Source organism: Synechococcus sp. MIT S9504 (assembly GCF_047497135.1).
Taxonomy (GTDB): Bacteria; Cyanobacteriota; Cyanobacteriia; order PCC-6307; family Cyanobiaceae; genus Synechococcus_C.
The window spans coordinates 341,686-366,492 of sequence record NZ_CP138942.1; the positions used below are offsets into that span (position 1 = coordinate 341,686).

Sequence of the window (24,807 nt, forward strand, 5' to 3'; positions counted from 1 at the left end):
ATTCCTCTTTGCAGCAAATCTTGGCAACGAGCCCTGGTGGTAATGCTCTCAGCCCTCCGGCTAGTTGTTGATTGCTTTGGAAATGGCCTATTCAGGCTTTTCTCGCGCAATTCTAATGTTCAGCTAATTAAGCCTTGATCCAATTCTCACGAAGTAAAAATATGCTTGTATCAATTGATTCACCTCAATGTCTCTGGAAGGAAAAATACTTGGATTTGCATTCGGCTTTGGCGGACAACCGCCATTAGTTGCAGGCACTTTTGTTGTAAGAACGGCTAACCAACCAAGTGGAGAAGTGCCATTGACATTTCCACTAGGCTTGGAAGCACCTGACTACCCACGATTTAACCCTAATTTTGGTTTTGAGACTTTCGGTGATGAATTTGAAGGATATCCAGGTTCGACGGATTGGGAAATTAAAGGAAATGAGACCAAGCTTCCTTTTAATGTAGACATCGACTGGATAGAAGAAGATGGCAAAGAATTTGGGTTAGTGAATATCCGTTGGATTAATAATGATAATTCAGTTCTTACGACTGAACAACTGGATTCAATTTACGATTTAGCAGACAGCAACGGAGATCCTTTAGTCAATACCCTTGGGTTAGCTCTTTTTGATGTGCCTAATGATGCATCCGGTCTTAGGCCAATTGAAAGTGCTACGTGGCTAACGTCATTTTCTGATCCTCCACCATTCTTGTCAACCTTGGGGCCTAATGTATTGCCAGTTGTTCAATTTGAGGCTCCTTTTAAAACATCACTTGCAAGCGGCAGTGATGTTGTAGTGATCAACCTGATTGGTAGAAAGGGGGAGGTGGGGAACGCTGGTTTTGGCGTAACAAGTTTCGACCTTGGTGCTCAAATATTTAAAATCACTTTAGAACCCGGCGGCGATTTGGCTATAGAAAAGCCACCGCTTGAACCTGAGGGTATTGCAGGTGTTCCAGGATTAACAACTGAATCAAGTATTTTTGAACAAGAAACAAAAATTTTCACAAGACGATTAAGGTCTAGGGGGTTTGGAAGATTTGGCAAATCTAATGGTCTTCAATGGAAAGGAAAAAATGAGGAATCTTCTTTCGTTGCATATAAACATTATGGAAACGCTTCGTAAGGGCGCGATGCATCATATGTAGCTGCAGTTTGGGAGAAAGATGGTAGACCAAGGCGGCAATTCGGATTTCCATAAGACTCGAATACAAGAGCCGTTTTTAGCGATATTTTTAATCCCGAAAAGGATCAAAGAATTTCATTTCTTTCGATAATCTTTCTTTAAATGCGCTGACTGCAGGTGATTCAAAAAATACACAATATGCTGCTGGAATAATCGACATTAATACGGGCGAGGTGTTTGCTGAGTCCAATGTCAACTTGAGAAAAATTCTAAACAAGAAAACAGCGAGAAAATTGCAAAAGTGGGGTTACAAACCACAAGAAATCAACAATGAATTGCCGGGATTGTTGCCTTTCGAATTGGAGGAGACCAATTCTTCTGCCCCTGATCGTCCAACCACTCCAGCAGCCGATGTGGATTTAACTGCAGAAGAGTTTGGTGACGGTCCTGGTTCACTCGATCCCGTGCCCGAGATGCCGGGAACACCTGATGGGGGTGGAAGTAATCCAACTGATCCTGGAAGCAGCGTTCCTGGTGGTGGTGGTAGTCCTAATCCCAATCCTGACGGCAGTATTCCTGGTGGTGGTGGAAGCAATCCGTTTGGTCCCGGAAGCAGCGTTCCTGGTGGAAGTGGAAGTAATCCGACTGATCCTGGAAGCAGCGTCCCTGGTGGGAGTGGAAGTAATCCGACTGATCCTGGAAGCAGCGTCCCTGGGAATAGTGGTACTGATCCGATTACAGGTGTCAGTGCTTTTGTTGATGGCACTGCTTCTGATGGATCTGCACTAGTTCCAGCCTTCTTTGGCCCTTTTCAGGCAGCACTTAGCAATTCAAGAGCACTTAAGGTAAGAGCGGATCTATTGCAAACAGATTGGGAAAGTCTCAATTCTTTTGAATTTTCTCCCAATTCCTTGGGAGGGGATCTAACCAATCTTTCAAAAGGATTTGACCCCCAAATTGGTTTTGAAGGAAATCTATTTTCCGGGATAAATCAATCAAATTTTTGGAAAAATTCTTTGCAAAGTTCAACTAATAATTTCATGGATCTATAGATCTACGCAAGCGTCTCTTTGTTTCTGATCTGGCATTCTTATCGGCTGAGTTCAGCCTTCTTTTTCACATCAGTGGCTCTGGTAGTCATGCTTCAAGATTTCAGCTTTGAGTTGAGCCTGTGTTTCGGGACATGAGATGATTTCCATCGATTTAATGCCTTCACTGCAGACGACTTATTAACTGAGATATGAGCGCAAGCGCATTTTGCTTACGGCTGGAGAAAGGTTCATCCATATCTAAGCGCAGTTGCCGAAAAATTTTAAAGCCCCTCTAGACGCGCATCGAAGCTTCTCGCTCGCTTATGTTGGAACTCAGCAATAAATTCAGGATCATCGTTCCAAAGATTGACCTGCGCCGCAGCACTTAGCTCCTCACCGCCCTGCAGCTCCGCCATCGTCGCCACACTCAGCGATCCACCAGCATCAACACGCCACCTAGCAGCTTGTGCTGGATCTATTTCGCTAATAGCTGCCTGCAACATCCCCGCAGTAGATCCACTCTTCTCGAATGGATTAGTCGGGCTGATCTTGCTCGAATCAATGCCTGTCATCTTGCAAGCTTGATTCAATAATTGAATCTGCTTTGGTGTGAATTTCATGCAGGCTGAAAGTCCCAAATCAACACACCATTCTAAAAATTTGGTTTTATCTATCTCTGCTCAACTGCGCTCAATCTCGCCTGATATTGATATTTGATCTAAGGGCTTGTAGGTGTCATTGAAGCATTAAAAAAACCGCTCGCGGCGCGGCGGTTTTTTTAGCTGGAATGGATGAAGGTCAAAATGTCAACAGCAAATTTACAGGGTTGACTGATTGTGTTGTTGACAAATTATCATCGCCCTGGCAAGCAAGTGTAACGGGCTGTTGTCATGAAAGATGGGACTGTCAGCTTGTTGACAGCTTCCTTTCCAGCAGCTTCACAGACTTGTATAGAGGGCATTGGAAGTACCTCAGAACCGGTTGCTTCTGCTTCAACGAAGGAGAAATTGTTCTGCTTGATCAACTCAAGCTTTGTGGCGAGAGGCGCTTTATCCATGGTCTCCCGTGTAAGGCCAAAAGAATCCAGCACCCGTTTCTGATGTGCCAGGTCGACAGCACCCTCAGGTTCAGCTGCCGTGGGCTCAAGCGTGTGGCTGGGAGCAGTGGTGTAGGTCTGAATCAATAGCCAATAGCCTGCATAGTTGGCATGGTTTTCCTGAGTGGGCTGCATGTGAGCCATTGCGGGAATAGCGGTGGAGAGTGTCGTTGCACCAAGAACAGCGACTGTGGAAAGAAACTGGTTAATCATGAGAAGTCAGCCTTAAGTGTGTGATGTGTGGGGGAGTTTTCCCCCGGACTCCTTCAAGATCACAGCCCTTCTGGTGAACCCCACTGCACAGCTCTGGTGAAGACCCCAATAGGTTCTGGTGAGCATCTTGTGAATGGCTCAGAACCCAGTTGCAATCTATTAACAGCTCCCTCCTTCCTTTAGAGCAGGAAATAGAAACTCCGCTCGTGTTGGGGGTATCTATGGATGCAGAGCCAAGGTCATCGTCAAAAGAGAACAACAGGAAGACGATTGGCCTGGACCTAAGCAGTGCTACAGGGGAGCTACTCCTTGCTTTCCTGAGGCCATGACGGCCAGCTGCTTGTCATTGAGAGTCAAAATTTGCTGAGCCAAAAAGACAAGAAGTTCGCATTTATCAATACCACATCGACTGGCAATGTCCGCCACTGTTTCGTCTGTACTGATCGGGTGGGTTTTTAATCATCGCGTGATTTGACAATCCGTGAGCTGTTGCCACTGATCCATCATGTTCAACCAGTGCCCCGTGGCATTGAGGTAGCTCTGTCCACCTCGACCCCATTGTGCACCGAATTCAGCCTGATACCTCTGGGCTGTCTAATCTTGGTCCCTAATCGGAATGGAGAGAATCCGATACGCTTGAGCCAGCATCACTTCAGCGTCTGTGATTTGAAATCCCAGGTCTCGCGCAAGTTGTGCGGCATCTGCAAATTCTTTGGTGGATTTTAGTTGCTGCTGCAAATCTTTGCTGCCCGCGACCATAAGAAAGAAGCGCTCTAGTTCCTGACTGATCATGTTTTTGGTTCGAAGGCGAAAGGAAAAGTTGCAGTCAGGATTTCAGCATTTTTCCCGTATTTGCCTTTCGGTATAAAAAAGGTTTCCCGGACTTCCCGAGAATCCCTGCTCTGACTGACGACCCATGATGGATTCGAACCATCGTCCGACTGCTTAGAAGGCAGATGCGTTTGAGTCCAGAACAAGTGGCTGTGACAGGCTTCTGGGGATCTAGCTCTTCACTGCGTATGCATTTTGGTTTGCAATTTCGGGGTCATATTGTAACGGCCATTTGCAAACGCAAAGAGCAACTGCTTCCGAAGCAATGGGTCATTGTCTGTCCAGGAATCGATCAGCAGGTCTCGTTGGAGCAGATGAAGTGCGCCGGCGATGGCGAACTGGAAACAGGTGGTGGAAGACGGCTGGTTCGAGGGAGTAATCTGATGCCAAATTGTTCCTGTGGAAATTCAATAGCTGAAAACAGTGCCCTGAGCATGGGTGACGTTGCTGCTGGCCATCGCTATGACTTTTGTACTGCTCAATCACCCATGTCAGAAGAGCAACTCAAAGCCTTCCTCGCAAAGGTCAAAGGCGACACCACGCTTCAGGAGAAGCTGAAAGCAGCTTCCGATGCTGATGATGTTGTGGCGAATGCAAAGGAGGCAGGATTTATGATATCTGCCGACGATTTGAGGAACGCTCAATCAGAGATTTCTGAAGAAGAGCTGGAAGGCACAGCTGGTGGAACCAACATTCTTAATTCTGCTGGGTTTTGTAATGATAATCCTGAAAGTAGGAGCCTACAGCCTTAAAGCCCCTGTATTTACGGGAGGAGGTTTATTTCTTTGACTACCCCATGCCCACCGTGGATCTCCCTCCAACACCTGGCACGATTGAGCGCAGTTGAGCAGTAATCAGGTAAGTACAAGCGTTGCCCAACTAGATGTTTCCTTAGTTCTGAGTCATTCACGAGAAGCTCACCAGAACTTACCTGGGCCTGCACCGTAGCTGTGTAGTGGGGTTCACCAGTAGGGCTGTGATCTTGAAGGAATCGAGGTGCCAACATCTCCAAAAGTTCACTCCTTAGAACCACGACACAAGAACAACTCACAGCTTTCATCGCTAACGCCAAAGGCAACACCAGCCTGCAGGAAAGGCTCAAAGTAGCGGCTGATATCAATGCTGTTGCTTCCATTGCCAAAGAAGCAGGATTTGGTATTTCCACTGATGACCTAAACAATAAGGCTCAAACAGAGATTTCTGAAGGGGATCTGGAGGGCGCAGCTGGAGGGAGAATTGTATGCGTTAGTTTTGGTATTTTATTTATAAGGCGAGGTAAATTATCATAGTTGGTTTATAGTTTTCTAATACTCGGTTGGCTCTACTCATTCAAAGCCCCAGTATTGGCAGGGGCTTTTTACTTCTTTAATCATCCCTAATAGCCCATGAACAATCCCTCAATGCTTGGCACGATTGAGCGCAACAGCTGTGTAAGATTTCGTGGTATTGATGAGTGTCCAGCGCTCTTTCTCGCCCGTCAAGATCTGGAATCGTCAGGCCTGCTGCTTAGTGATGAGTACTGCCCTTTTCGCTCAATTAGGCGAAATCTCATTGACACCAAAGCAGTGTCAAGCTCTCGTCTGAGTTTTTGTAACTCCGAACGTAATCAGCCATCGGAACAGAGCCGAGAATTGCCTGTAAAAAATGAACCCGCTCAGGCAATTAAATTAACCCGATTTTGGCTCCAATTTCACCTAATTGTTTCAGAAGATATAGCTATAAAGTTAAATTAAGCTTTTATTTCTGATGTCAAAGGATTAACTCAATGCCTTCATGGAGCGGGTTTCAGCTGACGAAGGTCTGCGGTCTAGACTTAAAGCAGCAACAAGTCCCCAGGCTGTCGCTGAAATAGCCAAGGAACTTGGTTACACAGTTCCTGTGGATGATTTATACGCAGGTGATTCCCTTTCAGCACAGGAACTTGAAGCGGTTGCCGGCGGTGGAGCTGCCAGGGCAGAGAAAAGCTGTTCTTGGGGATGTGTTTGCAAGCAGTCCCTCCCTCATGAAGTCGGTTATCCTGAAAAATAAGGTCATAGATATTGGCAAATTGCCCTCTTTTGAGGGCAATTTTTGATTCGGTAAAGGGAACACCTGTCTCCTCAACGCTTCAGTCTTGTCGTTGAAGAGAAGTGATGATCACCAGACTGAAATGGCCTCGCTGCTGCCGACTGTCCAGGGTGTGAAGCCCTTCCTGATCGTGATTGCCATGTATGCCGTGGCTTCAGCCATGTGGCTGTTGTCGACATCCATCGGCTCGGCCTTGACTGGTTTGAATGTCATGTTCCGCAGTGAGCGGATCACCCGTTTGCAAGTTGGTTACACATGGAGTTAGCGAGGGCCATCGGTCGACAGTATCGATGTCTTGACCTCGTTGGCATCAATCTCTGATGTCAGAATTGACGCATGGGAGAGAAATGCACAAAGGCTTAGAAGACAGCACGCGTTGAACAGCTGGCCAATCTGATTGTGAAGTGGTTATTACAATGGCAACTGATGCACCATGTGACTAGAACTTGGGGGCTCTCCGCAGAACAGGCTCATCGATACGTTCCCGAAGCTAGAAATGTGGTGAAGTCTGATCTCAGCGATATTGATCGAGTCGACATGCTCGCCAGCAAAGTGCAGATGTTGGAGCAGATCGCTACTGATGCTGTTGCTGCAGGCAGAGAGAACAGCGCAATTCTGTTCAGCAGTCATAGCAACGGTCTGCTGAAGTGTCATTGGCTAATACTTGCTCCGCTCAATTGAGCCAGGTAATGAAGGCTGATTGATGGTGTACGTCAGGCTATACAAGCAATAAAAAGTCCCGTGGTGGCAGGGGCATTAGACGATGAGTAGTCTACAAACGCAAAATCAAGATCTTATTTTCGTTGTCAACATGTGTCCTGTTCAGCAAAACCAACATTTACATAGATCACATGACGCTGACCATTCACATGTTTCAGCTCTAGTACCAGCCGCACCTTCCAGTTCTTTTTCTGAAAGTCTTGACTGAGCCTTGTTGGGGCCATCAACATGGATGTTAAATCCTGCTTCTTTAGTAATTGCAGCAACAGCATTGACATCAGCTCCGGCTTTGAGTTGCTCCTGAAGGCTGGTGTTGCCTTTGGCATTAGCCAGGAAAGCTGCGAGTTGTTCTTGTGTCATGGTTCTAAGGAGTGAATGTTTGGAGCCGTTGCCCCCTGGACTCCTTCAAGATCACAGCCCTTCTGGTGAACCCCACTACACGGCACTGGTGCGTAATCCGTGAAGTTCTGGTGCGCATCTGGTGAATCGATCAGAACCTTGTCACTACTTAGGTCAGTAACGGATTCGTCTGCCTAATTACTACTCAATTGCGCACAATCGTGCCAGGTATTGAGGGCTGATTGATGGTCTTTTTGGGGTGATTGAAGCCATAAGAAGCCCCTGCAATAAAAGTGGCTTTCAGTGTTTAGTCTGTCGTGGGTTGGCAATTTCCAGTGTTTAGGTTGTCGATCTCACTTCAGCCGCCGCAGACTGCCCCGGTACATTTGCATCTGTTCGTCAACGTATTGTTGCCGGTCCCACCAGCGACACCTTCAAGCTCATCATCAGACATAGACAGGTTTTGGCGATGATTGTTTAAGTCTTCTGTGGTAATCGAGAACCCAGCAGCTTTGGCAATAGCAATAATCTCAGCGCCTTCTACCTTGAGCTGTTCCTGCAGTGAAGTATCGGCTTAAACCTTGGCGATGAATGCCTTAAGTTGTTCTTCGGACATGGGTATCAGGTCTGTTCAGCAGTCATAGCAGCTGTCGGAAGTAGGCAATGAAAAACCCCTTACTTAGCGGGGCGCTTTTCTCCAAGCCATATCGGTTCACTGCGGCGGTTGTCACCCGTTACTTAAGCATTTATAATGACTTTCTAGATCATTCGCTGATGTCGACATCAGCTCGACCCGCTAAGTTGATTTATTAATTTACATTCTTTCGAGGATTTACTTTCCATGCCTATAGTTTTTAAACATTAAAGCCTCCATTCAGAGTTATACTGTTTCACGGAATTTGATATTAAACACCTTGCGCATAAGGATTGTCTGATTGATTGGCACATAGTTATTTCTGCAAGCCACAAAGCACTATTTCAGCGACAGCTTTCCAAAAAGTCGATTCGGATATGAACACTTGTTCCAGCTTCAGGTTGGCGAAGAGTTTATTCAGAAAAATCAGATCAATCGCAATTGACCTTATTGACTCAAAGTTTTTATTTTGCCTGTCAAATGTTCAAACTCGAGGGGCAGGCCAGTTACCCCTTCAATAAAGTCAATAAAATCACGCTGCGCTTGTGCGCTTTGAAATTGTTCTGGCATTTTATCGGAAAAACATAGAACCTTTAATAACTCCAGAACTCGAAAAGCCTTTATCAACTCGTTATCAACGGGCATGATTTTGCAATAAGACTTCAAGACTTGTGCGCGATAGTTCTCAAGGAAATCCATGGTTAAGCCCTTTATGACGTGGTGTGCATACAACAAACAGAGATTTACAACATGTGCCAGATCAATTGCAGGGTCGGCGATTAAAAAATTCCAATCTAATACTCCCGTTACTAAACCATCTTCAAACATTAAATTTCCAGCATGATAATCGCCATGAATGATTGATAGCTTGCCGCCAGCAAGCGGTAATCTATCGCGAAGCCAGTAGATATGCTCTGACGTCCAGGGATAATTCTCTTCGAAAACATTCAATTGGTTTTTCAAAACCGCTGGAGATAAAAAATGTTCCTCAGGAATTCCTGACTCCTTGAGTTCGTCAATAATTGGATTTACTTCTAAATTATGCATGTTTGCCATTGTTTTGCCAATGACATTCGCTTGAATTTCTGGCTCTTGCGCAGACAGCGTACTTCCTGGCAACAAATCCATTACAGCAAAACAGCCGCCCAGAATAGATTTATCATCGCAGACACTATGAATTAGAGGGACATTTATTCCATGAATGCTTAGGGTCTTATAAACTGTTTGGAGGTGAAATAGCTCCTTTGCGTCACGAGTCGATGGCAAAATACGCAGCACTTTTGGCTGCTTTCCTTCAAGTTTATATTGATAAATTCGAGAATCAATGCCTCCCGTCAGGGGTGTAGGTGCTATCTCATAGGTTGTAATGTCTGTGCGCTCAGAGTGGAGATACGATAAAAAACGGGCACTTACATCAAAGTTTTCGTTTCCCCTCTCGCTGATAGTTTGATTAGAAATTTCGGTGTGATCCATGCGTTTATGATAATTAGTTTTTAGGTTTTGTTTTGTCGGGAGAGGGATCAGCACTGCCAAACTGTCCTGCTTTTCCCTTAAAGGGTTTTGTATTGCTTTCAGTCACCTCGCGATGGCATCAGGCTTCCCGACAAAGGATTAGCGGCAAACTTTTAGAAGAACGCCCTCTGTAACCGTTCTTGGCAGAGCTTCATGCCACTCACTTACTGCTTGGCCCTTGATCTATCTTACTTTCCAGCTATTGCAGTCAGCCAAGTGAACTTTGTCCCATCCGCCAGGACCAGTTGCTTTCCAATGGAATTTCACTTGTGGTCCTTGGTGACCCATTTTGTTAACGTAATGGGTATTTAAATCGCCTTTGGCTGCATATATCCAACCATTCCTAGCTTCAGCAGGAAATGGGATTAAAAATGAACCACCGATAACAGCAGCGATAGCAGCAAAAGCAGAAAGTTTCATTTATTAGATGTGGATAGTGGAGGTCATCCCTCCGATGTATTCAGCATCGCCGAACTAAACAGAATCCACATCACCCATTCAGGTGGTCTTCCACCCGCCTGACTCCCCCGTTTGGGTAGCCCTAAAAACTGCTCTCCCCTAACGGTGCCCAGAACTCGCACTCATCATTTCCATATCGCCTGACTCGATCAATCTGCTTTGCATTCACCTTGCTCCATACATGCACCCTCTCTGTTAACTCCACATTCCTCAACCTTGTGTGCATCACCGAATAAGTAATCAGAGCTTTCCTCAGCCTGAACTAAAACCTTGCACCAATCACGCTCAATACTCTTCACCTCTCCATCAAGCCTGATCTGACATCCATCCACATCATGCACGCTCATACTTCGCTCGCTATCGCCACAACTCAGCAGCACACAATCGCCAACAACTGCACGCTCTCCCTTTACGACAATATCCATCACCACACCCTCGGGCCACGACCCACCGCATAAGGCCTCTGGCAGTAGTTCACCGCATAGCGCCATGTATCAATGCTGTGAGTGATCGCAGTGGGATCCAGCAGCTCCCGCTTCTTGGTGTCCCTCGCCAGCAGCGGAGTCAGCTCCCAAAACGCACGACACCTTCGGCTTGCCTTCACCCACGGCTGGCTCTCATCACGATCAGTCGCCCACAACATCGTGTGCAACCTGGACAGTCCCGCTTCCTGAGTCACTGACGACTTCCCAGCTCTGATAAACGGAATCCCGCCCTTCCGAAACTCATCGCCAATCGTCAGCGCATGGCCGGTCCTGTTCCAGCACGCGTCATCTGCAATCCACTTCAGATCCTGTGGCTCCAATCCCCAGCGATTGATCCATTCCTGCAAAATCTGCGCCTGTTGCAGATTGCTCGCGCCCAGACCTGCATTCCAATCGGGCTCGCCAGCCCTGGTTGCCTTGGCCAAATAGCACTCATCAATCGCGAACAGGCTGCCCTTCGGCAACAGCGCGTGATTGACGATGAACAGCGTTGCGCAGCTTGGTGCAGCAATCCCCCAGTCGAACGAGCACAGCAGCCGTGATCCCCTTGGGATCTCAGGCCGATCACCACCATTCAGTTCCAGCAGATTGCGCCGGCGACTCATCGCATCACCAAAGAAGCTCCCGGTGACATCACCCTTGAAGCTGCCCTCAAGCCAGGCCCGCAGCAACTCAGGGTCACCACCAGCTGCAATCTCGATCTGCCGTCTGGTCTGCTCGAAATCCAGAAATGGATTGGCGCTGATGTTGCTGCCGATATGTACCGTGCTGCTTGCTGTGTCCTCGCAGAAGAACCGCACTGGCTGCCCTGGTGCTGGGAACCCTGCCGGTTGCACCCATCGCTGACGAATCCACGCATGGCCCTGCTGTCCGGGGTTGGCCGTGAAGATCATTCGGGTTGGTGTTCCCTGTGGTGCCCTCAGCGTTGCCCGCAGCTGATCGAGCATGTCCGGGTCGCTGTACTGGCCGCCCTCATCGACCCAGATCGTTGTGCGTGAGCGGCCCTGCTGCCGAAGCATTGCCTGTGGCCTGCTCGGGTCTAGGTACGCCAACTCGATGACACCACCAGTCGGCAGGCGCAACGTCCAATCCGATTTGTTGAAGCTCAGCACCACCTGGCCATAGGTCGCGCTCAACGTGCGACTGAGGCTGTTGCTCAGTTCCTGCAGGCCGGCATAACTCCGACGAACGATCAGGCAGTTGAATCGCTCTTTCAGCACGGTGCTGTCCCTGGTCACCACCAGCTCACCGCCAAAACTCTTGCCGGAGCCACGGCCCCCACAAGCGATCAGATCGTGATCGAGCGGCACGCGCTGCATGTCTGCCTGCATTGGTATGGGCGTGATCGCCTGAGGTGCAGATGCAGTCATCAGATCAACCTCCGCTGAATGAAGCCTTGTGCCATGCCGGCGGGACTGTCACAAGGGGTCGAATCGAGCGTTAATTGCTTATTAGGCAAGAAATTCTCCAGTCGTGCCAAGGGATTTCAAGGCTATGACTGGGTTTTAGGGGGCAGAGGTCGACCTGGGATGTCCTCGAAAGGGACGAGAGTGGTTCCGTAGTGGTCCTGCCAATAAAAAAACGCCGAGTGGCGGGCAAGGATGGCTGAGAAGCCTTGATGTGACTGACGCCCCCTGATGGATTCGAACCATCGACCGACTGCTTAGAAGGCAATTTCCAGCCCAGTCGTGGCAAGGGTTTTCAGGGCTATGACTGGGTTTTCAATGCCTGGGGTCGATTGGGGGCGACTCTGTGATGGACGTTTCTGGATACAGAAAGCGAGTTGTATCCAGTTTTCTCGTGGATCGACCGACTGCCTATTGAGCAGTCGGTCTTTCGCTTGATAGGCAGGCTTCAGGCGGGTGGAAGCGATGCCCGCCGAAGTGGTGACGCTCAGATCTGCTTGATGGAAATCCATTTCACATCTGCTGCTTTGGCTGATAAACCGACCTCCTTTGTTCGGTTATGAGTAGTGACTCGGATGCTCGGCAGGTCTAGACCAAGAAAGTCTCGCAAATTCACGACATGGTGTCTCGTACTGAATTAAAAGAGGATGCTTTCGATTTGGCATTAGGGATTCTTCAAGTGGCCAGAGATCCTGAGCATGGGTTTAAACATAGTAGGCATTTTTCACCAATTTTTAAATGGGACTTGCAAAAGGAATGGCTCAATAGATTTTCAACTCATCCTCAAATTCAGAGCCTTGTTGATGAGCGATTCGGTGTTCCATGGCCATCATTTGATGATATGCGAGCAATGCCAATCGGAAGCTTGGGATTTTGCGCTCAGCAAATGTTTAGGCAGCTCGGCATGAATCCATTGCCACCGGTCAATAAAAACCTAAGGAAAGTTGCTGATACCAATAAAAAGGAAGAGTATGTATCCCGCAGACTAAGAAGCTTTCATGATATTCACCATTTAATTCTTGGTGTTGATACTTCGGTGGCTGGGGAAGCGGCTGTGCAAGCCTATTACGCTGTTTCACAACAGCAACCGGGAGTCGTTGCGGGTCTCTCCGCTTTAATGACTCACAGCTTCATCTGCCCCGACGAACATCGCATGATCTGGGAAGCTATCAGCTTTGGAACTCAAGTTGGTCTCGCTGGAGTCTTCTTGGAAGGGTGTCGTTGGGAAGAGGGATGGGAGCGACCTTTGGCTGAATGGCGATCTGAGCTTGGTCTAACTTCGCTACTGGAGATTTCTCCTTTTCAGGATGAAATACATCGATGGGAAACTCTTCCTTCTTGAGAATGAATACTAATGCTTTATGCCCGCCAACCAGTCTGCTTCTGATCGATGTAGAGCTGCCGCGCTTCTGCATAAGCAAGCTCTGGGGTCATCAGCCCTGCACCACTTTCAGGACGTAGTCACCACGCTTGAAGAGGATGTGTCCTTGATTGTTCTGCCGTTGATAGCCGACGCCTTGGTCATTAGCACGGAAATAAAACTCGTAATCGCCCATCCAGACTTGGACGTCGCCGCTCGTCTGCGTGAAATCGCAGACGCCTTTCTTGGCTGGCTTGCTGCCATCAGTCCAGGAGAGGACACACCAAGCCGCGACAATCTCAGCGTGGGCTGGTCCTGCCAGTGCGGCGATGGCCAGAGCTGCAGCGGTGATTGATTTGATCATCGTGTCCAGGGGCATTGGTGGGCGTATTTCCAATAAATGGCGGCATGACCTGAAGCCACCATCTGTTGCTGCACGTTGGAGCCATTCAAGAACAGTTCACCAACGGTCCTGCTGTAGCGATCACGAGTGATCCGGCGTAATGACACCTGACGACCCACTACCAGTGACCACAGATAGTCCCGTGCTGCTTTGGCAGGCACAGGGTCAGCACGTTTGCCGCGCATTTCTGGGGTATTGATACAAGCCAGCCTGATCTTTTCACCTGCGCTGGTGGTGCAGGTGTCGCCGTCGTAGCAGGAGGCGATCAGGACAGAGGCGAGGGCTGCAATCAGCATCAGAAAATTGACCCCGATATAACTTCACCAGGCAAGGCACCGGAGCGCATCCCCCAAATGAGTGAATCACGGTCCAGTTAGGCCCTCAGAGCACATTCAGCAAAAGCCGTTACGGATATCCGCTTCACATCCGCAATGATCTGCTTAGCGTTGAGACAATGGCGGAGATTCCATGTTCGGTACCACAGACCTCCTAGTTCTGATCCTCAGTTTCGGAGCTGCTTGCTTCACCCTCAGCCTCTTCAAAGCAGCTCGTCCCGCCCAGTGATTGGCTGACTTTCCCAACTGGAATGGACACTTGTTCGTGGCCTGTCGATTGGTGTGAGATCTCTTCCAGCACCCGCTGATGATCAGACAGTGCGGCAGCCACCTGGCCACGTCTGAACCGTGGGCCGTCTTCCAGATGCTCAATCAGCTCAGTCATTGAGCTCTGGATTGGCACCTCTTCTGCAGTGTCGGTCAGAACTTCCCACAACGTCGGAAGAATGAAGCCGCTAATGCCACCATCGGCAGCAGGTTCGACGGGCGCCCTGTCTTCGTTGCCGCCCCCGACAACTTCGATCGCGGTTGGATCCACACCGTCGTTCAGAAGCCTGGATCTCATGCTCATGAGCGGCCTCCTTCTTTCAGTCCTGCTTTCACCGCTCGATCGATCGCGTCGTCGGGCTCATTGATCGCCAAGAACTGGCCCTTCTCTTCGATCTTCGGGTTGTACCCGTCAGTGCCATTGGTGGGTGCTGTGAGCACGTACTTCCGCTCGACTAGCTCATCCATCGCAGGCTCCAGCCGATTGTCGAAGCTCTGGTTCACCTTGCTGTCGATCGCCGCTTCCAGGTCGTACCCGGTGAACGCACGCAGGGTGTCGCGATTGGAGTTGATGCCGTCAGTGTTCTCCTGCTGCTGAACTTTCAGCTGCTCGACGCCCTGCTGGAGGTCAGCAACGTCATCCTTCACGCTGTTGGTGATCTCCTGGCTCATCGTGAGCGTCGACTTCACGAATGAACGGTTCTCCTCCCCGAGAGTCTTCTGCTCTGCCAGCTGACCATCAGTGATGGCTGCCTGGTCCTGGGCCTCTCTCATCCGGCGATCGTGAGCGGCCTGCTCTGCTGCACCAACAGCCTGGAGCTTGATCGACAACTGAGCAAGGTTCGATTCTTGCTCGATCAGCTCGTTCGATTTCCCGATCTGAATGGTGGTGTTGGTCCCGGCCAACTGCTGCCGAAACTCGCCGTTTTCGCGAACCAGGCCTTCTGTCAGCTTCTCCAGCCTGGTGATCCGCTGCGCATCGCTGACCTGCTGCTGGCTGAACTGATTCACTGCCTGCAGCGCGAGCGATTCATTCGCTGCTTCTTTCCGGATCGCTTCCTTCGCTTCCAGGAAGATCCGCTGGTCTCCTCTCAGCCAGTCGTAAAACTCGATCGGCACCGAGTCACCAGATGGCAGTTGCACCATCTCGCCAGAGAGTTGGTTTAGAGAAGTCGGTTTACGTAAACCAGATGGAGCTCCGACTGTCCCGCTGGGAGCGGACAGTTCGGACTGGGTTTCAGCCAATGCGGCCAGCTGTTCCTTGGTCGCCATCAGAAGACCCTCCCGGATGAAATTGCTTCGGCCTTGGCTTGCTGCCGGGTCTGTTCCCTGGACTGCATCGCCAGTGCCGCTTCAGCTGTGGCCTGATTTGCTTTCTGCTGTGCTCGCTGAGCTTCAGCCTTCGACTGCAGTTCTGCAGCGCGTGGATCACCTGCTTCTTCGAGCTGGATCAGCTCACCCATCGAGATGTCGCCAGAAGCGACACGCGCATCGAATGCCGCCTTCTGTTGATTGATCAGGTGCTTGGTGTATTTCGGCTCGAACTCATACAAGTTTTGCAGAACTTCTGGTAAAACTTCTTCTGGATTCAGTGTTTTGTCCAGCACACACTGAGCATCGAGAGACAATCCATCAGGATTGTGCTCACGCCGCATGTGTGCAGCTCTTACCGGGTGATTCTTCCCGATGAAATCCTGCACAAACATCGCCACTGCGCCTGTCTTGCTCCAGGGATTCGCATTGGATGCTGTTGATGGATCCTTGCCAGCCGCGAGCAATGCTTCGCGGACAATCTTTCTGTCTTCTGGCGTCATCTATTTGCGGGGATTCAGTGCCCCTAACGACACTCTTATTTTAGCGACTGCGTTTTGTCTATCTCTGCTCAACTGTGCTCAATCGTGCCAGGTATTGAAGGCTGATTGATGGTTTTTTTGGGGTGATTGAAGTAATGAAAAGCCCCTGTCAATGCAAGGGCTTTGATGAGTAGACCAACGCTAATTAACATCCAACGGACGGCAAGTCGCACGCTGTTTAACAGCCACACTTCCCCTGAGTGAGCGTTCTTCCAACATAATCCTTGCCACCAGCCACGCTTTCCAGCTCCTCTGCTGAAATCCTTGTTTGAGCCTTGGTGGGGTTATCGGCAGAAATACAAAATCCTGCCTCTTTAGCAATTGCAGCAACAGCATTGGCATCAGCTGCTGCTCTTAGCTTCTCCTGAAGGCTGGTGTTGCCTTTGGCGTTAGCGATGAAAGCGGTGAGTTGTTCTTGTGTCATGGTTCTAAGGAATGAATGTTTGGGGGGGTGCCCCCTGGACTCCTTCAAGTTCACAGCTCTACTGGTGAACTCCACTACAAAGCTCTGGTGCAGCACCCAAGAAGTTCTGGTGAGCTTCTGGTGAATAGCTCAGAACTAAGTCAACACCTAGTTGGGCAACGCTTTGACCAGCCTGTTTACTGCTCAACGGCGCTCAATCGTGCCAGGTATTGAAGGCTGAGTTATGGGATTAGTCAGACTATTGAAGCAATAAAAAAACCCCTGTCAATGCAGGGGCTTTCGCGGGTGTGTAGGCTTGGTTACCTCAACAATTATATCCAACTCCATCCCAGACGTCCCAAGACTGGTACCCTCCAGCTACGCCCTCCAATTCCTCATCTGAAAGCTCTGTGACTTGAGCGTTCTTCAAGTCTTCAGCAGAAATCTTAAACCCAGCCTCTTTCGCAATCGCAAGAACTGCATCAGCATCAGCAGCCGCTTTGAGCTTCTCCTGCAGGCTGGTGTCAGCTTTGACCTTCTCTAGAAATGCTTTGAGTTGCTCTAGTGACATGGATAACGTGAGTCTTTAACGGTTATAGCAATGGCCTACTCCAGAGACTTTGAATAATATTTACTGCACTCAATCGTGCCAGGCATTGAAGGCTAATTTGTGGCATTATTGGCGAGATTGAAGAAATAAAAACCCCTGCGGCGGCAGGGGCTTTTGCCCCTGTAGCCGGGATAGTTATGCAATACAGCTAAAGGTTTGCCCGCACCGCACCGGACAACACAAGGTGTCGGCCCCACCAGCCGCGCCTTCCAGCTCCCCGTCAGAAATCTCTGATTGCTTAAACCCAGCCTCTTTCAAGTCGTCAACAGAAACACTAAACCCAGCCTCTTTCGCAATCGCAAGAACTGCATCAGCATCAGCAGCTGCTTTGAGCTTCTCCTGCAGGCTGGTGTCGCTTTTGACCTTTTCCAGGAACGCTTTCAGTTGCTCTTCTGACATTGGCTACAGTTCTGTGCAGAAGTTATAGCAACAGTCTCGTGTAGTGTCTTTGTCTTATGCTTAACGCGCTCAATTGTGCCGGTTATTGAATGCTTATTTATGGTCTTTTTGGTGTGATTGAAGAATTAAAATACCCTTGCGGCGGCAGGGGCTCTTATGAATAAACTTCTATAACCACTCTCTACAAGGTGAAGTAACAGCACGCTTGCGCTTCAAAACAGGTGTTGTTTGTCAAGCACGCAGTTTCGGCACCTCCACCCGCGACTTCCAGTTCTTCTTCAGAAATCTCTGATTGAGCCTTTTTCAAGTCGTCAGTAGAGATGCTCAAGCCAGCGTCTTTCGCAATCGCAAGAACTGCGTCAACATCAGCGGCTGCTTTGAGCCTCTCTTGAAGACTGGTGTCGCCTTTGATCTTGGCGAGGAATGCCTTGAGTTGTTCTTCTGACATGGTTAGCAGGTCTGTTCAGCAGTCATAGCACCAGTCGGCAGTAGGCAATAAAAACCCCGCACTTGGCGGGGAAGAATTGGCTAATAATCAAGATGAGCATCGGCTCGTATGAAAAATTAGTGCTTAAGGCATATAAGTGCTTTAATTTTTTTTCATAGGCAGCAAACCCTGATGCATATATCCACCATCAACAACTAGATCAACTCCTGTAATATAAGATGCCTCATTGCTGCAAAGGAATGTGGCTGCATTTGCTATATCTTCTGGCAACCCCATTCGCTTGAGAGGTACTGCACTTCCTAATTTCTTGAAAAAATCAGGGTCTTGCTTTAACCTGTGATCGAAGATTGGTGTTTTGATAAATCCAGGTGAAATTGCATTGACTCTAATAGAGCTTTCGGCAAGGTCGATAGAAAAATTAGCCGTCATCTTTGTAATAGCCGCTTTTGCCGCAGAATATATTACATGATCCGTAAATGTCACATGTCCTGCAATTGATGAAATTAGCAAAATTGATGAATTGCCTCTACTTAGCTCCTTTTCCATGATTCTGATCATATCAAAAATTGCCCTCACATTCACGCTAAATGTACGATCAAACTCTTGGAGATTTGCATCTCGCAATGGCAACCTGTAACCGATTCCTGCGCTACAAACCAGCGTGTCTATAGAGCCAAGTTTATCCTTCGTTAGTCGAATCATATCCTTTAGTCTTTCGTGATTTGTTACATCACCTTGAATAGTTTGTAGCTTGTTGTTTGTCTCTTTCTTCAGCTCTTCAAGTTTTCTTTCGTCCCTGCCAATAACAGCAACTTGGGCTCCTTCTGCAAGAAACCGCTTGGCAATGCCTCGACCAATTCCACTGCTTCCCCCAGTGATTAAAGCGTTTTTTCCAGACAATCGAGTCGACATAATAAATATATGGCTTTTCGTTGTATAGCAAGGGAAGCTTTTTCAGCAAGCTCAGTCTGTCTGTTTTTGTCGGGAGATCGATAGCGACTACTCAACGCCCCCTGCTTTTTCCTTTCGGGTCTTGTATAGCTCTCAGCCACGCTTTGACGGCTTCAGGCTTCCCGACAAAAACCCTAATGAGCCTTGATATGCAATAGACAATTCATTCCTTGTTTGGTGATTGATCTACTAATTGCAAGATCCGCAGTCTCGTGTGGACTTAGATTGCATGTGGTTGGTTTCCTGATTTCGGCAAGTTTTTTCTCTGGCACTTCAGGGCAAAAACCCTTTTCATTTACAGCTTTTTCAAGTGTTGCTCGATATATCGACTCATTAAATGGCTGAGGTTTTTGGGCTGAATTACTTACCTCTGACTCTGCTTGAGAAAGTGCTGTTTCAGGCGAAATTCCTGATGTAAGAAAATCACAAAAAGTCTGAGCAACTTTCTTGGCATATTCCGGTGTCGTTCTAGCTGCTGCCGTGCCGCTTTCTAGTTTTTGAGCTAAAGATGGCTCGGGAAACGTTGTTATTATAAAGGTAGAGCAAGCAATTAAATGGATAAATTTCATTTATTTCGTATGAGTAGAAAGGTCATCCCTCCTGGACCTCTTCACCATCTTCCGAATCAATCGGATTCACATCACCCATTCAGGTGGTCTTCCACCCGCCTGACTCCCCCCGTTGGGGTAGCCCTAAAAACTGCTCTCTCCTAACGGGTCCCAGAACTCGCACTCATCATTTCCATATCGCCTGACTCGATCAATCTGCTTTGCATTCACCTTGCTCCATACATGCACCCTCTCTGTTAACTCCACATTCCTCAACCTTGTGTGCATCAACGAATAAGTAATCTGCCCTCTTTCCTCAACCTGAACTAAAACCTTGCACCAATCACGCTCAATACTCTTCACCTCTCCATCAAGCCTGATCTGACATCCATCCACATCACGCATCCTCATAATTCGCTCGCTATCGCCACAACTCAGCAGCACACAATCGCCAACAACTGCACGCTCATCCTTAACGACAACATCCATCAGCTCCACCCCATCAGCTTGCAAATTGAACTGACACGCTCCGTGCAGATTTCAACCCGGCAGCCAATCGCTCGGTAACTCCAACCTTCTAAACGCAGAACTCTCATCAGTTCCAGCTGCTCTGGAGTCGGGCCGAATGACAGCAATGAACGACGTGCTGTCATCACCACACCTCCGGTCCACGACCCACCGCATAAGGCCTCTGGCAGTAGTTCACCGCATAGCGCCATGTATCAATGCTGTGAGTGATCGCAGTGGGATCCAGCAGCTCCCGCTTCTTGGTGTCCCTCGCCAGCAGCGGAGTCAGCTCCCAAAACGCACGACACCTTCGGCTTGCCTTCACCCACGGCTGGCTCTCATCACGATCAGTCGCCCACAACATCGTGTGCAACCTGGACAGTCCCGCTTCCTGAGTCACTGACGACTTCCCAGCTCTGATAAACGGAATCCCGCCCTTCCGAAACTCATCGCCAATCGTCAGCGCATGGCCGGTCCTGTTCCAGCACGCGTCATCTGCAATCCACTTCAGATCCTGTGGCTCCAATCCCCAGCGATTGATCCATTCCTGCAAAATCTGCGCCTGTTGCAGATTGCTCGCGCCCAGACCTGCATTCCAATCGGGCTCGCCAGCCCTGGTTGCCTTGGCCAAATAGCACTCATCAATCGCGAACAGGCTGCCCTTCGGCAACAGCGCGTGATTGACGATGAACAGCGTTGCGCAGCTTGGTGCAGCAATCCCCCAGTCGAACGAGCACAGCAGCCGTGATCCCCTTGGGATCTCAGGCCGATCACCACCATTCAGTTCCAGCAGATTGCGCCGGCGACTCATCGCATCACCAAAGAAGCTCCCGGTGACATCACCCTTGAAGCTGCCCTCAAGCCAGGCCCGCAGCAACTCAGGGTCACCACCAGCTGCAATCTCGATCTGCCGTCTGGTCTGCTCGAAATCCAGAAATGGATTGGCGCTGATGTTGCTGCCGATATGTACCGTGCTGCTTGCTGTGTCCTCGCAGAAGAACCGCACTGGCTGCCCTGGTGCTGGGAACCCTGCCGGTTGCACCCATCGCTGACGAATCCACGCATGGCCCTGCTGTCCGGGGTTGGCCGTGAAGATCATTCGGGTTGGTGTTCCCTGTGGTGCCCTCAGCGTTGCCCGCAGCTGATCGAGCATGTCCGGGTCGCTGTACTGGCCGCCCTCATCGACCCAGATCGTTGTGCGTGAGCGGCCCTGCTGCCGAAGCATTGCCTGTGGCCTGCTCGGGTCTAGGTACGCCAACTCGATGACACCACCAGTCGGCAGGCGCAACGTCCAATCCGATTTGTTGAAGCTCAGCACCACCTGGCCATAGGTCGCGCTCAACGTGCGACTGAGGCTGTTGCTCAGTTCCTGCAGGCCGGCATAACTCCGACGAACGATCAGGCAGTTGAATCGCTCTTTCAGCACGGTGCTGTCCCTGGTCACCACCAGCTCACCGCCAAAACTCTTGCCGGAGCCACGGCCCCCACAAGCGATCAGATCGTGATCGAGCGGCACGCGCTGCATGTCTGCCTGCATTGGTATGGGCGTGATCGCCTGAGGTGCAGATGCAGTCATCAGATCAACCTCCGCTGAATGAAGCCTTGTGCCATGCCGGCGGGACTGTCACAAGGGGTCGAATCGAGCGTTAATTGCTTATTAGGCAAGAAATTCTCCAGTCGTGCCAAGGGATTTCAAGGCTATGACTGGGTTTTAGGGGGCAGAGGTCGACCTGGGATGTCCTCGAAAGGGACGAGAGTGGTTCCGTAGTGGTCCTGCCAATAAAAAAACGCCGAGTGGCGGGCAAGGATGGCTGAGAAGCCTTGATGTGACTGACGCCCCCTGATGGATTCGAACCATCGACCGACTGCTTAGAAGGCAGTTGCTCTATCCAGCTGAGCTAAGGGAGCATGAAGCTCATTCTTGCAGTCAAACCAGGGAGCAGCATCTAAGGTTGAAGGCTGATCAAATTGCTCGATGGCACCAAGCCGGCTTACCAACAGTCAAAAGCAGGAGCTTTTGGTCCGTTATCGCGCCGGGGAGTCAACCGCCGCTCTCGCTGCGGCTTATGGGTGCAGCGCGAATACGGTCAGTCGCACTGTTCGCACCCTGTTGAGTCCAGAGGATTACGACGCGCTCAAGTCGGCGCGTGCTCGCGCTTCTTTGACCACGGCTCAGGTTGATTCCCTCGAAGCGAATGAGGTGCCTGAAGCTGCAGCGGATCACGGGCAAGCCCCTGAAATTCCCGTTGAACCTGAGCTGACGCAGGCCGATGAAGTTGATGGCAGCGTCACCCTTGCCCTCGATGATGCGGACGATTTCGGTGATGACGATGCTGATGAGGTCTCCGATGACGAGCCCTTCGATGCGGCATCGGATGGGGTTTTTCAGGAGATTGCTGTTCTGCCGGTTGATCTGCCGCAAGTCAGCAGGGAGCAGGTCAGCTGTCGTCCTTTCGTTACCGGCAGCCTTCCCGACAGCGTTTACATGCTGGTCGATAAGACGGTTGAGCTGGATCCACGACCTCTCAGCGAGTTCCCCGAACTGGGTGTGGTCAATCCCGAAGAGCTGGCACGCCAGGCCTTATGCCTCTACTCAAGCCCTCGCTCTGCCAAGCGTCAGTGTGGACGAAGCCAGCGTGTGATCAAGGTTCCCGATACCCAGGTGTTTGAGCGCACTTCTCGCCATCTGCTTGCCAGGGGAATCACTCGCCTCGTGCTGGAAGGGGCCCTGTATTCACTGGATGTCTGAACTCAGCGTTGTGAGTGAGGCATCAACACCACCGCGAGGCTGCCACCGCTGATCACTCCCAGAACAGTGCTGACTCCAACAATGAAGCCTGCAGGCAGTGGTGCCGTCGTCCCCACGCCCAGTTTCAACCTGTAGCGGTCGCTGAGATTTTGCGCTCCAAGGCATAGCACCACAAGCAAAGCGGCACTACCACCCAGCGTGATCAGCAGCAGTCTCAGGCGCAGCAACATGCCGCGGGTTTCGCGAAGCTCCGATCAGTCTGCCTGTTTCTGGTTCTCATGCAGCAGTGCGTACAGCTCCCGCCGTGATCGTCCGGCGCTTCTGGATAGATCCTTGGCTGCGTCACTGGGCTTCATGCCCTGCTTGATCAGTGCTGCGAGTTGCTGGCGACACTGATCGTCGTTCATGGTGGCTTGCTCCTGTTGCGGAGCACCACCCAGCACCAGTGTGAATTCACCCTGGGGAGGATGCTCCTTGAAATGTTCAAGGGCCGCGATCACGGTCGGTCCCACCTGTTGTTCATGACGTTTGGTCAGTTCGCGGGTCACCTGCAGAGCGCGTTGATCACCGCAAAGTTCCTGAAGCTCTTCCAGCAACTTCACCAGACGATGCGGAGCCTCGTAAAGCACCGTGGTGCGTTCTTCTGCAACCACTGCTGCCAAGCTTTCGCGCCGCTCACGCCCTTTGGCCGGCAGAAATCCTTCGAAGCAGAAGCGGCCGCTGGGGAGGCCACTGCTGACCAGTGCTGTGGTGGCGGCGCAGGGGCCGGGGATGCAGATCACGGCATGGCCGGCCTGTCGTGCTGCAGCCACGAGCTCTTCGCCTGGGTCACTGATCCCGGGCAGTCCGGCATCGCTTATCACGGCAACGCTGTGGCCACTGCTGAGTTCGTTGAGCAACTGGGGAATGCGGCCATACGTGTTGTGCTGATGGAAGCTGCAGCGGCGGGCCTTCGATCCCAGGGCTGTGAGCAGTTGGCCGCTATGGCGTGTGTCTTCGCAGGCAATGGTGTCCACGGCGACCAGCAGGGCCCGTGCTCTTGGTGAAAGGTCGCCCAGATGACCGATCGGTGTGCCCACCAGATAAAGAACACCAGCTTCCGGTTCGGCGCGCTGCTTCACAATGGCTCCGCCCAGATCACTCCATGATGCCGACTGCGATGAACCTGCCTGCCGGCATCAGTCAGGACAGCCTGCTCGAGGCACTGCGCCCTCTCTGCTGGGGGGCCGCCGACATTCTGCGGGCCTATGCCCGCGCTGAGCAGCCTCCCCATGGTTTTCCCAGGGCCCTGAGTGTTGACAACGGTGGAGAGGGGCCCGTCTCTGCAGCTGACCTGGCGGTGAATCAATGGTTGCTGGATGGTCTGCGTTCAGCGTTCCCCGATGCTGGCTGGACCTTGCTCAGCGAGGAGACCGCCAAAGAGCAGCTCACCGATGGAGAGCCCTTGCCTGCCGAATGGCTCTGGATTCTGGATCCTCTGGATGGCACCAAGGATTTTTTGCAAGGCACAGGCGAATACGCCGTTCATCTGGCGCTGGTGCAGGGTCAGCGTCCGGTGCTGGGTGTGGTGTTGCTTCCGGAGGCGGATGAGCTGTGGTTCGGTGTGGTGGGTGATGGCAGCTGGTGCGAAAACCGCAGCGGCATGTGCAGTCCCGTTCGCTTCAGCGACCGCTCTGCTGAGGGCGAACTGATCATGGTGGCGAGCCGTAGTCATCGGGACGATCGGCTGGAACGACTGATTGCAGCTCTTCCTCTCGCCGGCTCCAAGGCTGTCGGCAGTGTGGGTTGCAAGGTGGCCACCATCCTGCGAGGTGAGACCGATCTCTACATCTCGCTCTCTGGCAAGAGTGCTCCTAAAGACTGGGATATGGCAGCCCCTGAGGCCGTGTTGCTGGCAGCTGGTGGTGCCTTCACCCATGCGGATGGTCGTCCGCTGGCCTACAACACCGGTGATGTGCGTCAGGCAGGTTGTCTGATCGCCAGCCATGGAAAAGCCCATGCCGCGCTTGAGCAGCGAGCGGCACGGGCTATGGAGACAATTGATCCTGGTTTTCAGGTCTGAGGCGA

At 50.7% G+C, this 24,807-nt stretch carries 35 protein-coding genes and 2 tRNA genes; 10 read left to right on the forward strand and 27 right to left on the reverse strand.

The window, feature by feature from the left end; all coding sequences use genetic code 11:
- Positions 1 to 187: 187 nt before the first annotated feature.
- Both SIB58_RS01865 and SIB58_RS01870 read left to right on the forward strand, forming a co-directional pair.
- Positions 188 to 1,114, forward strand: coding sequence for a hypothetical protein (locus SIB58_RS01865; RefSeq protein ID WP_067327644.1), 927 nt, complete (start codon positions 188 to 190; stop codon positions 1,112 to 1,114).
- Between the two features lie 233 nt (positions 1,115 to 1,347).
- Positions 1,348 to 2,166, forward strand: a complete 819-nt coding sequence (locus tag SIB58_RS01870) for a hypothetical protein (RefSeq protein ID WP_156486827.1) — start codon at positions 1,348 to 1,350, stop codon at positions 2,164 to 2,166.
- A gap of 260 nt (positions 2,167 to 2,426) precedes the next feature.
- Here the strand turns inward: SIB58_RS01870 and SIB58_RS01875 are convergent, their stop codons facing one another.
- The 3 genes from SIB58_RS01875 to SIB58_RS01885 form a co-directional block, all read right to left on the reverse strand.
- Positions 2,427 to 2,765, reverse strand: a complete 339-nt coding sequence (locus SIB58_RS01875; RefSeq protein ID WP_066912357.1) for a hypothetical protein — start codon at positions 2,763 to 2,765, stop codon at positions 2,427 to 2,429.
- Positions 2,766 to 2,998: 233 nt separating this feature from the next.
- Complete coding sequence (locus SIB58_RS01880) at positions 2,999 to 3,454, reverse strand: hypothetical protein (protein ID WP_197461226.1); 456 nt, start codon at positions 3,452 to 3,454, stop codon at positions 2,999 to 3,001.
- A 594-nt stretch (positions 3,455 to 4,048) separates the two neighbouring features.
- The gene (locus SIB58_RS01885; protein WP_066912351.1) at positions 4,049 to 4,246 is read right to left on the reverse strand and encodes a Nif11-like leader peptide family natural product precursor; all 198 of its coding nucleotides are present in this window, start codon (positions 4,244 to 4,246) and stop codon (positions 4,049 to 4,051) included.
- A gap of 527 nt (positions 4,247 to 4,773) precedes the next feature.
- Between SIB58_RS01885 and SIB58_RS01890 the strand changes: the two genes are divergently transcribed.
- From SIB58_RS01890 to SIB58_RS01910, 5 genes are all read left to right on the forward strand, one after another.
- Positions 4,774 to 5,037 carry a Nif11-like leader peptide family natural product precursor gene (locus SIB58_RS01890; protein WP_066912397.1) on the forward strand — a complete coding sequence of 88 codons (264 nt, stop codon included), beginning with the start codon at positions 4,774 to 4,776 and terminating at the stop codon, positions 5,035 to 5,037.
- Between the two features lie 252 nt (positions 5,038 to 5,289).
- Positions 5,290 to 5,574 (forward strand): Nif11-like leader peptide family natural product precursor, encoded by a 285-nt coding sequence (locus SIB58_RS01895; protein WP_074162621.1) that lies wholly within the window; start codon positions 5,290 to 5,292, stop codon positions 5,572 to 5,574.
- Between the two features lie 484 nt (positions 5,575 to 6,058).
- Positions 6,059 to 6,313 (forward strand): Nif11-like leader peptide family natural product precursor, encoded by a 255-nt coding sequence (locus tag SIB58_RS01900; RefSeq protein ID WP_074162620.1) that lies wholly within the window; start codon positions 6,059 to 6,061, stop codon positions 6,311 to 6,313.
- 121 nt (positions 6,314 to 6,434) lie between these two features.
- Positions 6,435 to 6,617: a hypothetical protein gene (locus tag SIB58_RS01905; protein WP_067327650.1), complete on the forward strand. Its 183-nt coding sequence runs from the start codon at positions 6,435 to 6,437 to the stop codon at positions 6,615 to 6,617.
- Positions 6,618 to 6,787: 170 nt separating this feature from the next.
- A complete protein-coding gene (locus SIB58_RS01910; protein WP_156486828.1) occupies positions 6,788 to 7,033 on the forward strand; it encodes a hypothetical protein in 246 nt (81 codons plus the stop codon).
- A gap of 141 nt (positions 7,034 to 7,174) precedes the next feature.
- Here the strand turns inward: SIB58_RS01910 and SIB58_RS01915 are convergent, their stop codons facing one another.
- The 8 genes from SIB58_RS01915 to SIB58_RS01950 all read right to left on the reverse strand — a co-directional run bounded on the left by SIB58_RS01915 (position 7,175) and on the right by SIB58_RS01950 (position 12,419).
- A complete protein-coding gene (locus SIB58_RS01915) occupies positions 7,175 to 7,432 on the reverse strand; it encodes a Nif11-like leader peptide family natural product precursor (RefSeq protein WP_074159399.1) in 258 nt (85 codons plus the stop codon).
- A 337-nt stretch (positions 7,433 to 7,769) separates the two neighbouring features.
- Positions 7,770 to 7,973: a Nif11-like leader peptide family RiPP precursor gene (locus SIB58_RS01920; RefSeq protein WP_231857212.1), complete on the reverse strand. Its 204-nt coding sequence runs from the start codon at positions 7,971 to 7,973 to the stop codon at positions 7,770 to 7,772.
- A 519-nt stretch (positions 7,974 to 8,492) separates the two neighbouring features.
- On the reverse strand, positions 8,493 to 9,518 hold the full coding sequence (locus tag SIB58_RS01925) for a phosphotransferase family protein (protein WP_067327658.1): 1,026 nt from the start codon (positions 9,516 to 9,518) through the stop codon (positions 8,493 to 8,495).
- A 222-nt stretch (positions 9,519 to 9,740) separates the two neighbouring features.
- On the reverse strand, positions 9,741 to 9,977 hold the full coding sequence (locus SIB58_RS01930; RefSeq protein ID WP_156486830.1) for a hypothetical protein: 237 nt from the start codon (positions 9,975 to 9,977) through the stop codon (positions 9,741 to 9,743).
- Positions 9,978 to 10,165: 188 nt separating this feature from the next.
- Positions 10,166 to 10,441 carry a hypothetical protein gene (locus tag SIB58_RS01935; RefSeq protein WP_067327660.1) on the reverse strand — a complete coding sequence of 92 codons (276 nt, stop codon included), beginning with the start codon at positions 10,439 to 10,441 and terminating at the stop codon, positions 10,166 to 10,168.
- Positions 10,441 to 11,871, reverse strand: a complete 1,431-nt coding sequence (locus tag SIB58_RS01940) for a phage terminase large subunit (protein WP_156486831.1) — start codon at positions 11,869 to 11,871, stop codon at positions 10,441 to 10,443. Before SIB58_RS01940 ends, SIB58_RS01935 begins: the two co-directional genes overlap by 1 nt.
- Positions 11,872 to 12,129: 258 nt before the next feature.
- Positions 12,130 to 12,194 (reverse strand) — tRNA-Ser (locus SIB58_RS01945).
- The gene (locus SIB58_RS01950; protein ID WP_156486836.1) at positions 12,165 to 12,419 is read right to left on the reverse strand and encodes a hypothetical protein; all 255 of its coding nucleotides are present in this window, start codon (positions 12,417 to 12,419) and stop codon (positions 12,165 to 12,167) included. The genes SIB58_RS01945 and SIB58_RS01950 overlap by 30 nt, the downstream gene beginning before the upstream one ends.
- A gap of 107 nt (positions 12,420 to 12,526) precedes the next feature.
- Here SIB58_RS01950 and SIB58_RS01955 point away from each other — a divergent pair, with 107 nt between their 5' ends.
- A complete protein-coding gene (locus SIB58_RS01955; protein ID WP_074159403.1) occupies positions 12,527 to 13,249 on the forward strand; it encodes a Coq4 family protein in 723 nt (240 codons plus the stop codon).
- Between the two features lie 91 nt (positions 13,250 to 13,340).
- Here SIB58_RS01955 and SIB58_RS01960 read toward each other — a convergent pair whose 3' ends face one another.
- The 14 genes from SIB58_RS01960 to SIB58_RS02025 all read right to left on the reverse strand — a co-directional run bounded on the left by SIB58_RS01960 (position 13,341) and on the right by SIB58_RS02025 (position 21,899).
- Positions 13,341 to 13,631, reverse strand: coding sequence for a hypothetical protein (locus SIB58_RS01960; protein WP_066912544.1), 291 nt, complete (start codon positions 13,629 to 13,631; stop codon positions 13,341 to 13,343).
- Positions 13,628 to 13,966: a thermonuclease family protein gene (locus SIB58_RS01965; protein WP_066912509.1), complete on the reverse strand. Its 339-nt coding sequence runs from the start codon at positions 13,964 to 13,966 to the stop codon at positions 13,628 to 13,630. Before SIB58_RS01965 ends, SIB58_RS01960 begins: the two co-directional genes overlap by 4 nt.
- Positions 13,967 to 14,159: 193 nt before the next feature.
- Positions 14,160 to 14,570 (reverse strand): hypothetical protein, encoded by a 411-nt coding sequence (locus SIB58_RS01970; RefSeq protein ID WP_067327698.1) that lies wholly within the window; start codon positions 14,568 to 14,570, stop codon positions 14,160 to 14,162.
- Positions 14,571 to 14,572: 2 nt separating this feature from the next.
- Positions 14,573 to 15,544 (reverse strand): hypothetical protein, encoded by a 972-nt coding sequence (locus tag SIB58_RS01975; protein WP_067327701.1) that lies wholly within the window; start codon positions 15,542 to 15,544, stop codon positions 14,573 to 14,575.
- Complete coding sequence (locus SIB58_RS01980; protein WP_066912521.1) at positions 15,544 to 16,086, reverse strand: hypothetical protein; 543 nt, start codon at positions 16,084 to 16,086, stop codon at positions 15,544 to 15,546. Before SIB58_RS01980 ends, SIB58_RS01975 begins: the two co-directional genes overlap by 1 nt.
- A gap of 217 nt (positions 16,087 to 16,303) precedes the next feature.
- Positions 16,304 to 16,549 (reverse strand): Nif11-like leader peptide family RiPP precursor, encoded by a 246-nt coding sequence (locus SIB58_RS01985; protein ID WP_066912546.1) that lies wholly within the window; start codon positions 16,547 to 16,549, stop codon positions 16,304 to 16,306.
- A 304-nt stretch (positions 16,550 to 16,853) separates the two neighbouring features.
- Positions 16,854 to 17,099 (reverse strand): Nif11-like leader peptide family natural product precursor, encoded by a 246-nt coding sequence (locus SIB58_RS01990; protein WP_066912524.1) that lies wholly within the window; start codon positions 17,097 to 17,099, stop codon positions 16,854 to 16,856.
- A 174-nt stretch (positions 17,100 to 17,273) separates the two neighbouring features.
- On the reverse strand, positions 17,274 to 17,537 hold the full coding sequence (locus SIB58_RS01995; protein ID WP_066912528.1) for a Nif11-like leader peptide family natural product precursor: 264 nt from the start codon (positions 17,535 to 17,537) through the stop codon (positions 17,274 to 17,276).
- 181 nt (positions 17,538 to 17,718) lie between these two features.
- A complete protein-coding gene (locus tag SIB58_RS02000) occupies positions 17,719 to 17,985 on the reverse strand; it encodes a Nif11-like leader peptide family natural product precursor (protein ID WP_066912531.1) in 267 nt (88 codons plus the stop codon).
- A gap of 141 nt (positions 17,986 to 18,126) precedes the next feature.
- Positions 18,127 to 18,897, reverse strand: coding sequence for an SDR family NAD(P)-dependent oxidoreductase (locus SIB58_RS02005; RefSeq protein ID WP_066912539.1), 771 nt, complete (start codon positions 18,895 to 18,897; stop codon positions 18,127 to 18,129).
- 173 nt (positions 18,898 to 19,070) lie between these two features.
- Complete coding sequence (locus SIB58_RS02010; RefSeq protein ID WP_156486837.1) at positions 19,071 to 19,505, reverse strand: hypothetical protein; 435 nt, start codon at positions 19,503 to 19,505, stop codon at positions 19,071 to 19,073.
- 123 nt (positions 19,506 to 19,628) lie between these two features.
- Positions 19,629 to 19,973 carry a hypothetical protein gene (locus SIB58_RS02015; protein WP_067327704.1) on the reverse strand — a complete coding sequence of 115 codons (345 nt, stop codon included), beginning with the start codon at positions 19,971 to 19,973 and terminating at the stop codon, positions 19,629 to 19,631.
- Between the two features lie 163 nt (positions 19,974 to 20,136).
- Positions 20,137 to 21,567, reverse strand: coding sequence for a phage terminase large subunit (locus tag SIB58_RS02020; protein ID WP_414494694.1), 1,431 nt, complete (start codon positions 21,565 to 21,567; stop codon positions 20,137 to 20,139).
- A 258-nt stretch (positions 21,568 to 21,825) separates the two neighbouring features.
- Positions 21,826 to 21,899, reverse strand: a tRNA-Arg gene (locus tag SIB58_RS02025).
- 67 nt (positions 21,900 to 21,966) lie between these two features.
- On the opposite strand from SIB58_RS02025, the gene SIB58_RS02030 reads away from it, so the two are divergent.
- Entirely contained in the window at positions 21,967 to 22,740 is a 774-nt protein-coding gene (locus tag SIB58_RS02030) for a helix-turn-helix domain-containing protein (protein ID WP_066906029.1), read from the forward strand.
- 2 nt (positions 22,741 to 22,742) lie between these two features.
- On the opposite strand, the gene SIB58_RS02035 is transcribed toward SIB58_RS02030, so the two are convergent.
- Together SIB58_RS02035 and rsmI are read right to left on the reverse strand one after the other, a co-directional pair.
- Positions 22,743 to 22,970, reverse strand: coding sequence for a hypothetical protein (locus SIB58_RS02035; RefSeq protein WP_066906027.1), 228 nt, complete (start codon positions 22,968 to 22,970; stop codon positions 22,743 to 22,745).
- A gap of 24 nt (positions 22,971 to 22,994) precedes the next feature.
- The gene (rsmI, locus tag SIB58_RS02040) at positions 22,995 to 23,861 is read right to left on the reverse strand and encodes a 16S rRNA (cytidine(1402)-2'-O)-methyltransferase (protein WP_066906025.1); all 867 of its coding nucleotides are present in this window, start codon (positions 23,859 to 23,861) and stop codon (positions 22,995 to 22,997) included.
- 23 nt (positions 23,862 to 23,884) lie between these two features.
- Between rsmI and SIB58_RS02045 the strand changes: the two genes are divergently transcribed.
- Entirely contained in the window at positions 23,885 to 24,802 is a 918-nt protein-coding gene (locus SIB58_RS02045; protein WP_066906023.1) for a 3'(2'),5'-bisphosphate nucleotidase CysQ, read from the forward strand.
- Positions 24,803 to 24,807: the final 5 nt, after the last annotated feature.

Excerpts from the sequence above, each read along its gene's own strand:
- SIB58_RS01985 (WP_066912546.1), bottom strand. The coding sequence starts at position 16,549 with ATGACACAAGAACAACTCACCGCTTTCATCGCTAACGCCAAAGGCAAC.
- SIB58_RS01925 (WP_067327658.1), bottom strand. The coding sequence starts at position 9,518 with ATGGATCACACCGAAATTTCTAATCAAACTATCAGCGAGAGGGGAAAC.
- SIB58_RS01970 (WP_067327698.1), bottom strand. The coding sequence starts at position 14,570 with ATGAGATCCAGGCTTCTGAACGACGGTGTGGATCCAACCGCGATCGAA.
- SIB58_RS01980 (WP_066912521.1), bottom strand. The coding sequence starts at position 16,086 with ATGACGCCAGAAGACAGAAAGATTGTCCGCGAAGCATTGCTCGCGGCT.
- SIB58_RS02000 (WP_066912531.1), bottom strand. The coding sequence starts at position 17,985 with ATGTCAGAAGAACAACTCAAGGCATTCCTCGCCAAGATCAAAGGCGAC.
- SIB58_RS01930 (WP_156486830.1), bottom strand. The coding sequence starts at position 9,977 with ATGAAACTTTCTGCTTTTGCTGCTATCGCTGCTGTTATCGGTGGTTCA.
- SIB58_RS01955 (WP_074159403.1), top strand. The coding sequence starts at position 12,527 with ATGGTGTCTCGTACTGAATTAAAAGAGGATGCTTTCGATTTGGCATTA.
- SIB58_RS01885 (WP_066912351.1), bottom strand. The coding sequence starts at position 4,246 with ATGATCAGTCAGGAACTAGAGCGCTTCTTTCTTATGGTCGCGGGCAGC.
- SIB58_RS02005 (WP_066912539.1), bottom strand. The coding sequence starts at position 18,897 with ATGTCGACTCGATTGTCTGGAAAAAACGCTTTAATCACTGGGGGAAGC.
- SIB58_RS02020 (WP_414494694.1), bottom strand. The coding sequence starts at position 21,567 with ATGACTGCATCTGCACCTCAGGCGATCACGCCCATACCAATGCAGGCA.
- SIB58_RS01995 (WP_066912528.1), bottom strand. The coding sequence starts at position 17,537 with ATGTCAGAAGAGCAACTGAAAGCGTTCCTGGAAAAGGTCAAAAGCGAC.
- SIB58_RS01990 (WP_066912524.1), bottom strand. The coding sequence starts at position 17,099 with ATGTCACTAGAGCAACTCAAAGCATTTCTAGAGAAGGTCAAAGCTGAC.
- SIB58_RS01915 (WP_074159399.1), bottom strand. The coding sequence starts at position 7,432 with ATGACACAAGAACAACTCGCAGCTTTCCTGGCTAATGCCAAAGGCAAC.
- SIB58_RS01900 (WP_074162620.1), top strand. The coding sequence starts at position 6,059 with ATGGAGCGGGTTTCAGCTGACGAAGGTCTGCGGTCTAGACTTAAAGCA.
- SIB58_RS02015 (WP_067327704.1), bottom strand. The coding sequence starts at position 19,973 with ATGGATGTTGTCGTTAAGGATGAGCGTGCAGTTGTTGGCGATTGTGTG.
- SIB58_RS01975 (WP_067327701.1), bottom strand. The coding sequence starts at position 15,544 with ATGGCGACCAAGGAACAGCTGGCCGCATTGGCTGAAACCCAGTCCGAA.
- SIB58_RS02035 (WP_066906027.1), bottom strand. The coding sequence starts at position 22,970 with ATGTTGCTGCGCCTGAGACTGCTGCTGATCACGCTGGGTGGTAGTGCC.
- SIB58_RS02010 (WP_156486837.1), bottom strand. The coding sequence starts at position 19,505 with ATGAAATTTATCCATTTAATTGCTTGCTCTACCTTTATAATAACAACG.
- SIB58_RS01865 (WP_067327644.1), top strand. The coding sequence starts at position 188 with ATGTCTCTGGAAGGAAAAATACTTGGATTTGCATTCGGCTTTGGCGGA.
- SIB58_RS01875 (WP_066912357.1), bottom strand. The coding sequence starts at position 2,765 with ATGAAATTCACACCAAAGCAGATTCAATTATTGAATCAAGCTTGCAAG.
- SIB58_RS01935 (WP_067327660.1), bottom strand. The coding sequence starts at position 10,441 with ATGGATATTGTCGTAAAGGGAGAGCGTGCAGTTGTTGGCGATTGTGTG.
- SIB58_RS01960 (WP_066912544.1), bottom strand. The coding sequence starts at position 13,631 with ATGATCAAATCAATCACCGCTGCAGCTCTGGCCATCGCCGCACTGGCA.
- SIB58_RS01950 (WP_156486836.1), bottom strand. The coding sequence starts at position 12,419 with ATGGATTTCCATCAAGCAGATCTGAGCGTCACCACTTCGGCGGGCATC.
- SIB58_RS02045 (WP_066906023.1), top strand. The coding sequence starts at position 23,885 with ATGATGCCGACTGCGATGAACCTGCCTGCCGGCATCAGTCAGGACAGC.
- SIB58_RS01880 (WP_197461226.1), bottom strand. The coding sequence starts at position 3,454 with ATGATTAACCAGTTTCTTTCCACAGTCGCTGTTCTTGGTGCAACGACA.
- SIB58_RS01965 (WP_066912509.1), bottom strand. The coding sequence starts at position 13,966 with ATGCTGATTGCAGCCCTCGCCTCTGTCCTGATCGCCTCCTGCTACGAC.
- SIB58_RS01905 (WP_067327650.1), top strand. The coding sequence starts at position 6,435 with ATGGCCTCGCTGCTGCCGACTGTCCAGGGTGTGAAGCCCTTCCTGATC.
- SIB58_RS02030 (WP_066906029.1), top strand. The coding sequence starts at position 21,967 with ATGGCACCAAGCCGGCTTACCAACAGTCAAAAGCAGGAGCTTTTGGTC.
- SIB58_RS01940 (WP_156486831.1), bottom strand. The coding sequence starts at position 11,871 with ATGACTGCATCTGCACCTCAGGCGATCACGCCCATACCAATGCAGGCA.
- SIB58_RS01890 (WP_066912397.1), top strand. The coding sequence starts at position 4,774 with ATGTCAGAAGAGCAACTCAAAGCCTTCCTCGCAAAGGTCAAAGGCGAC.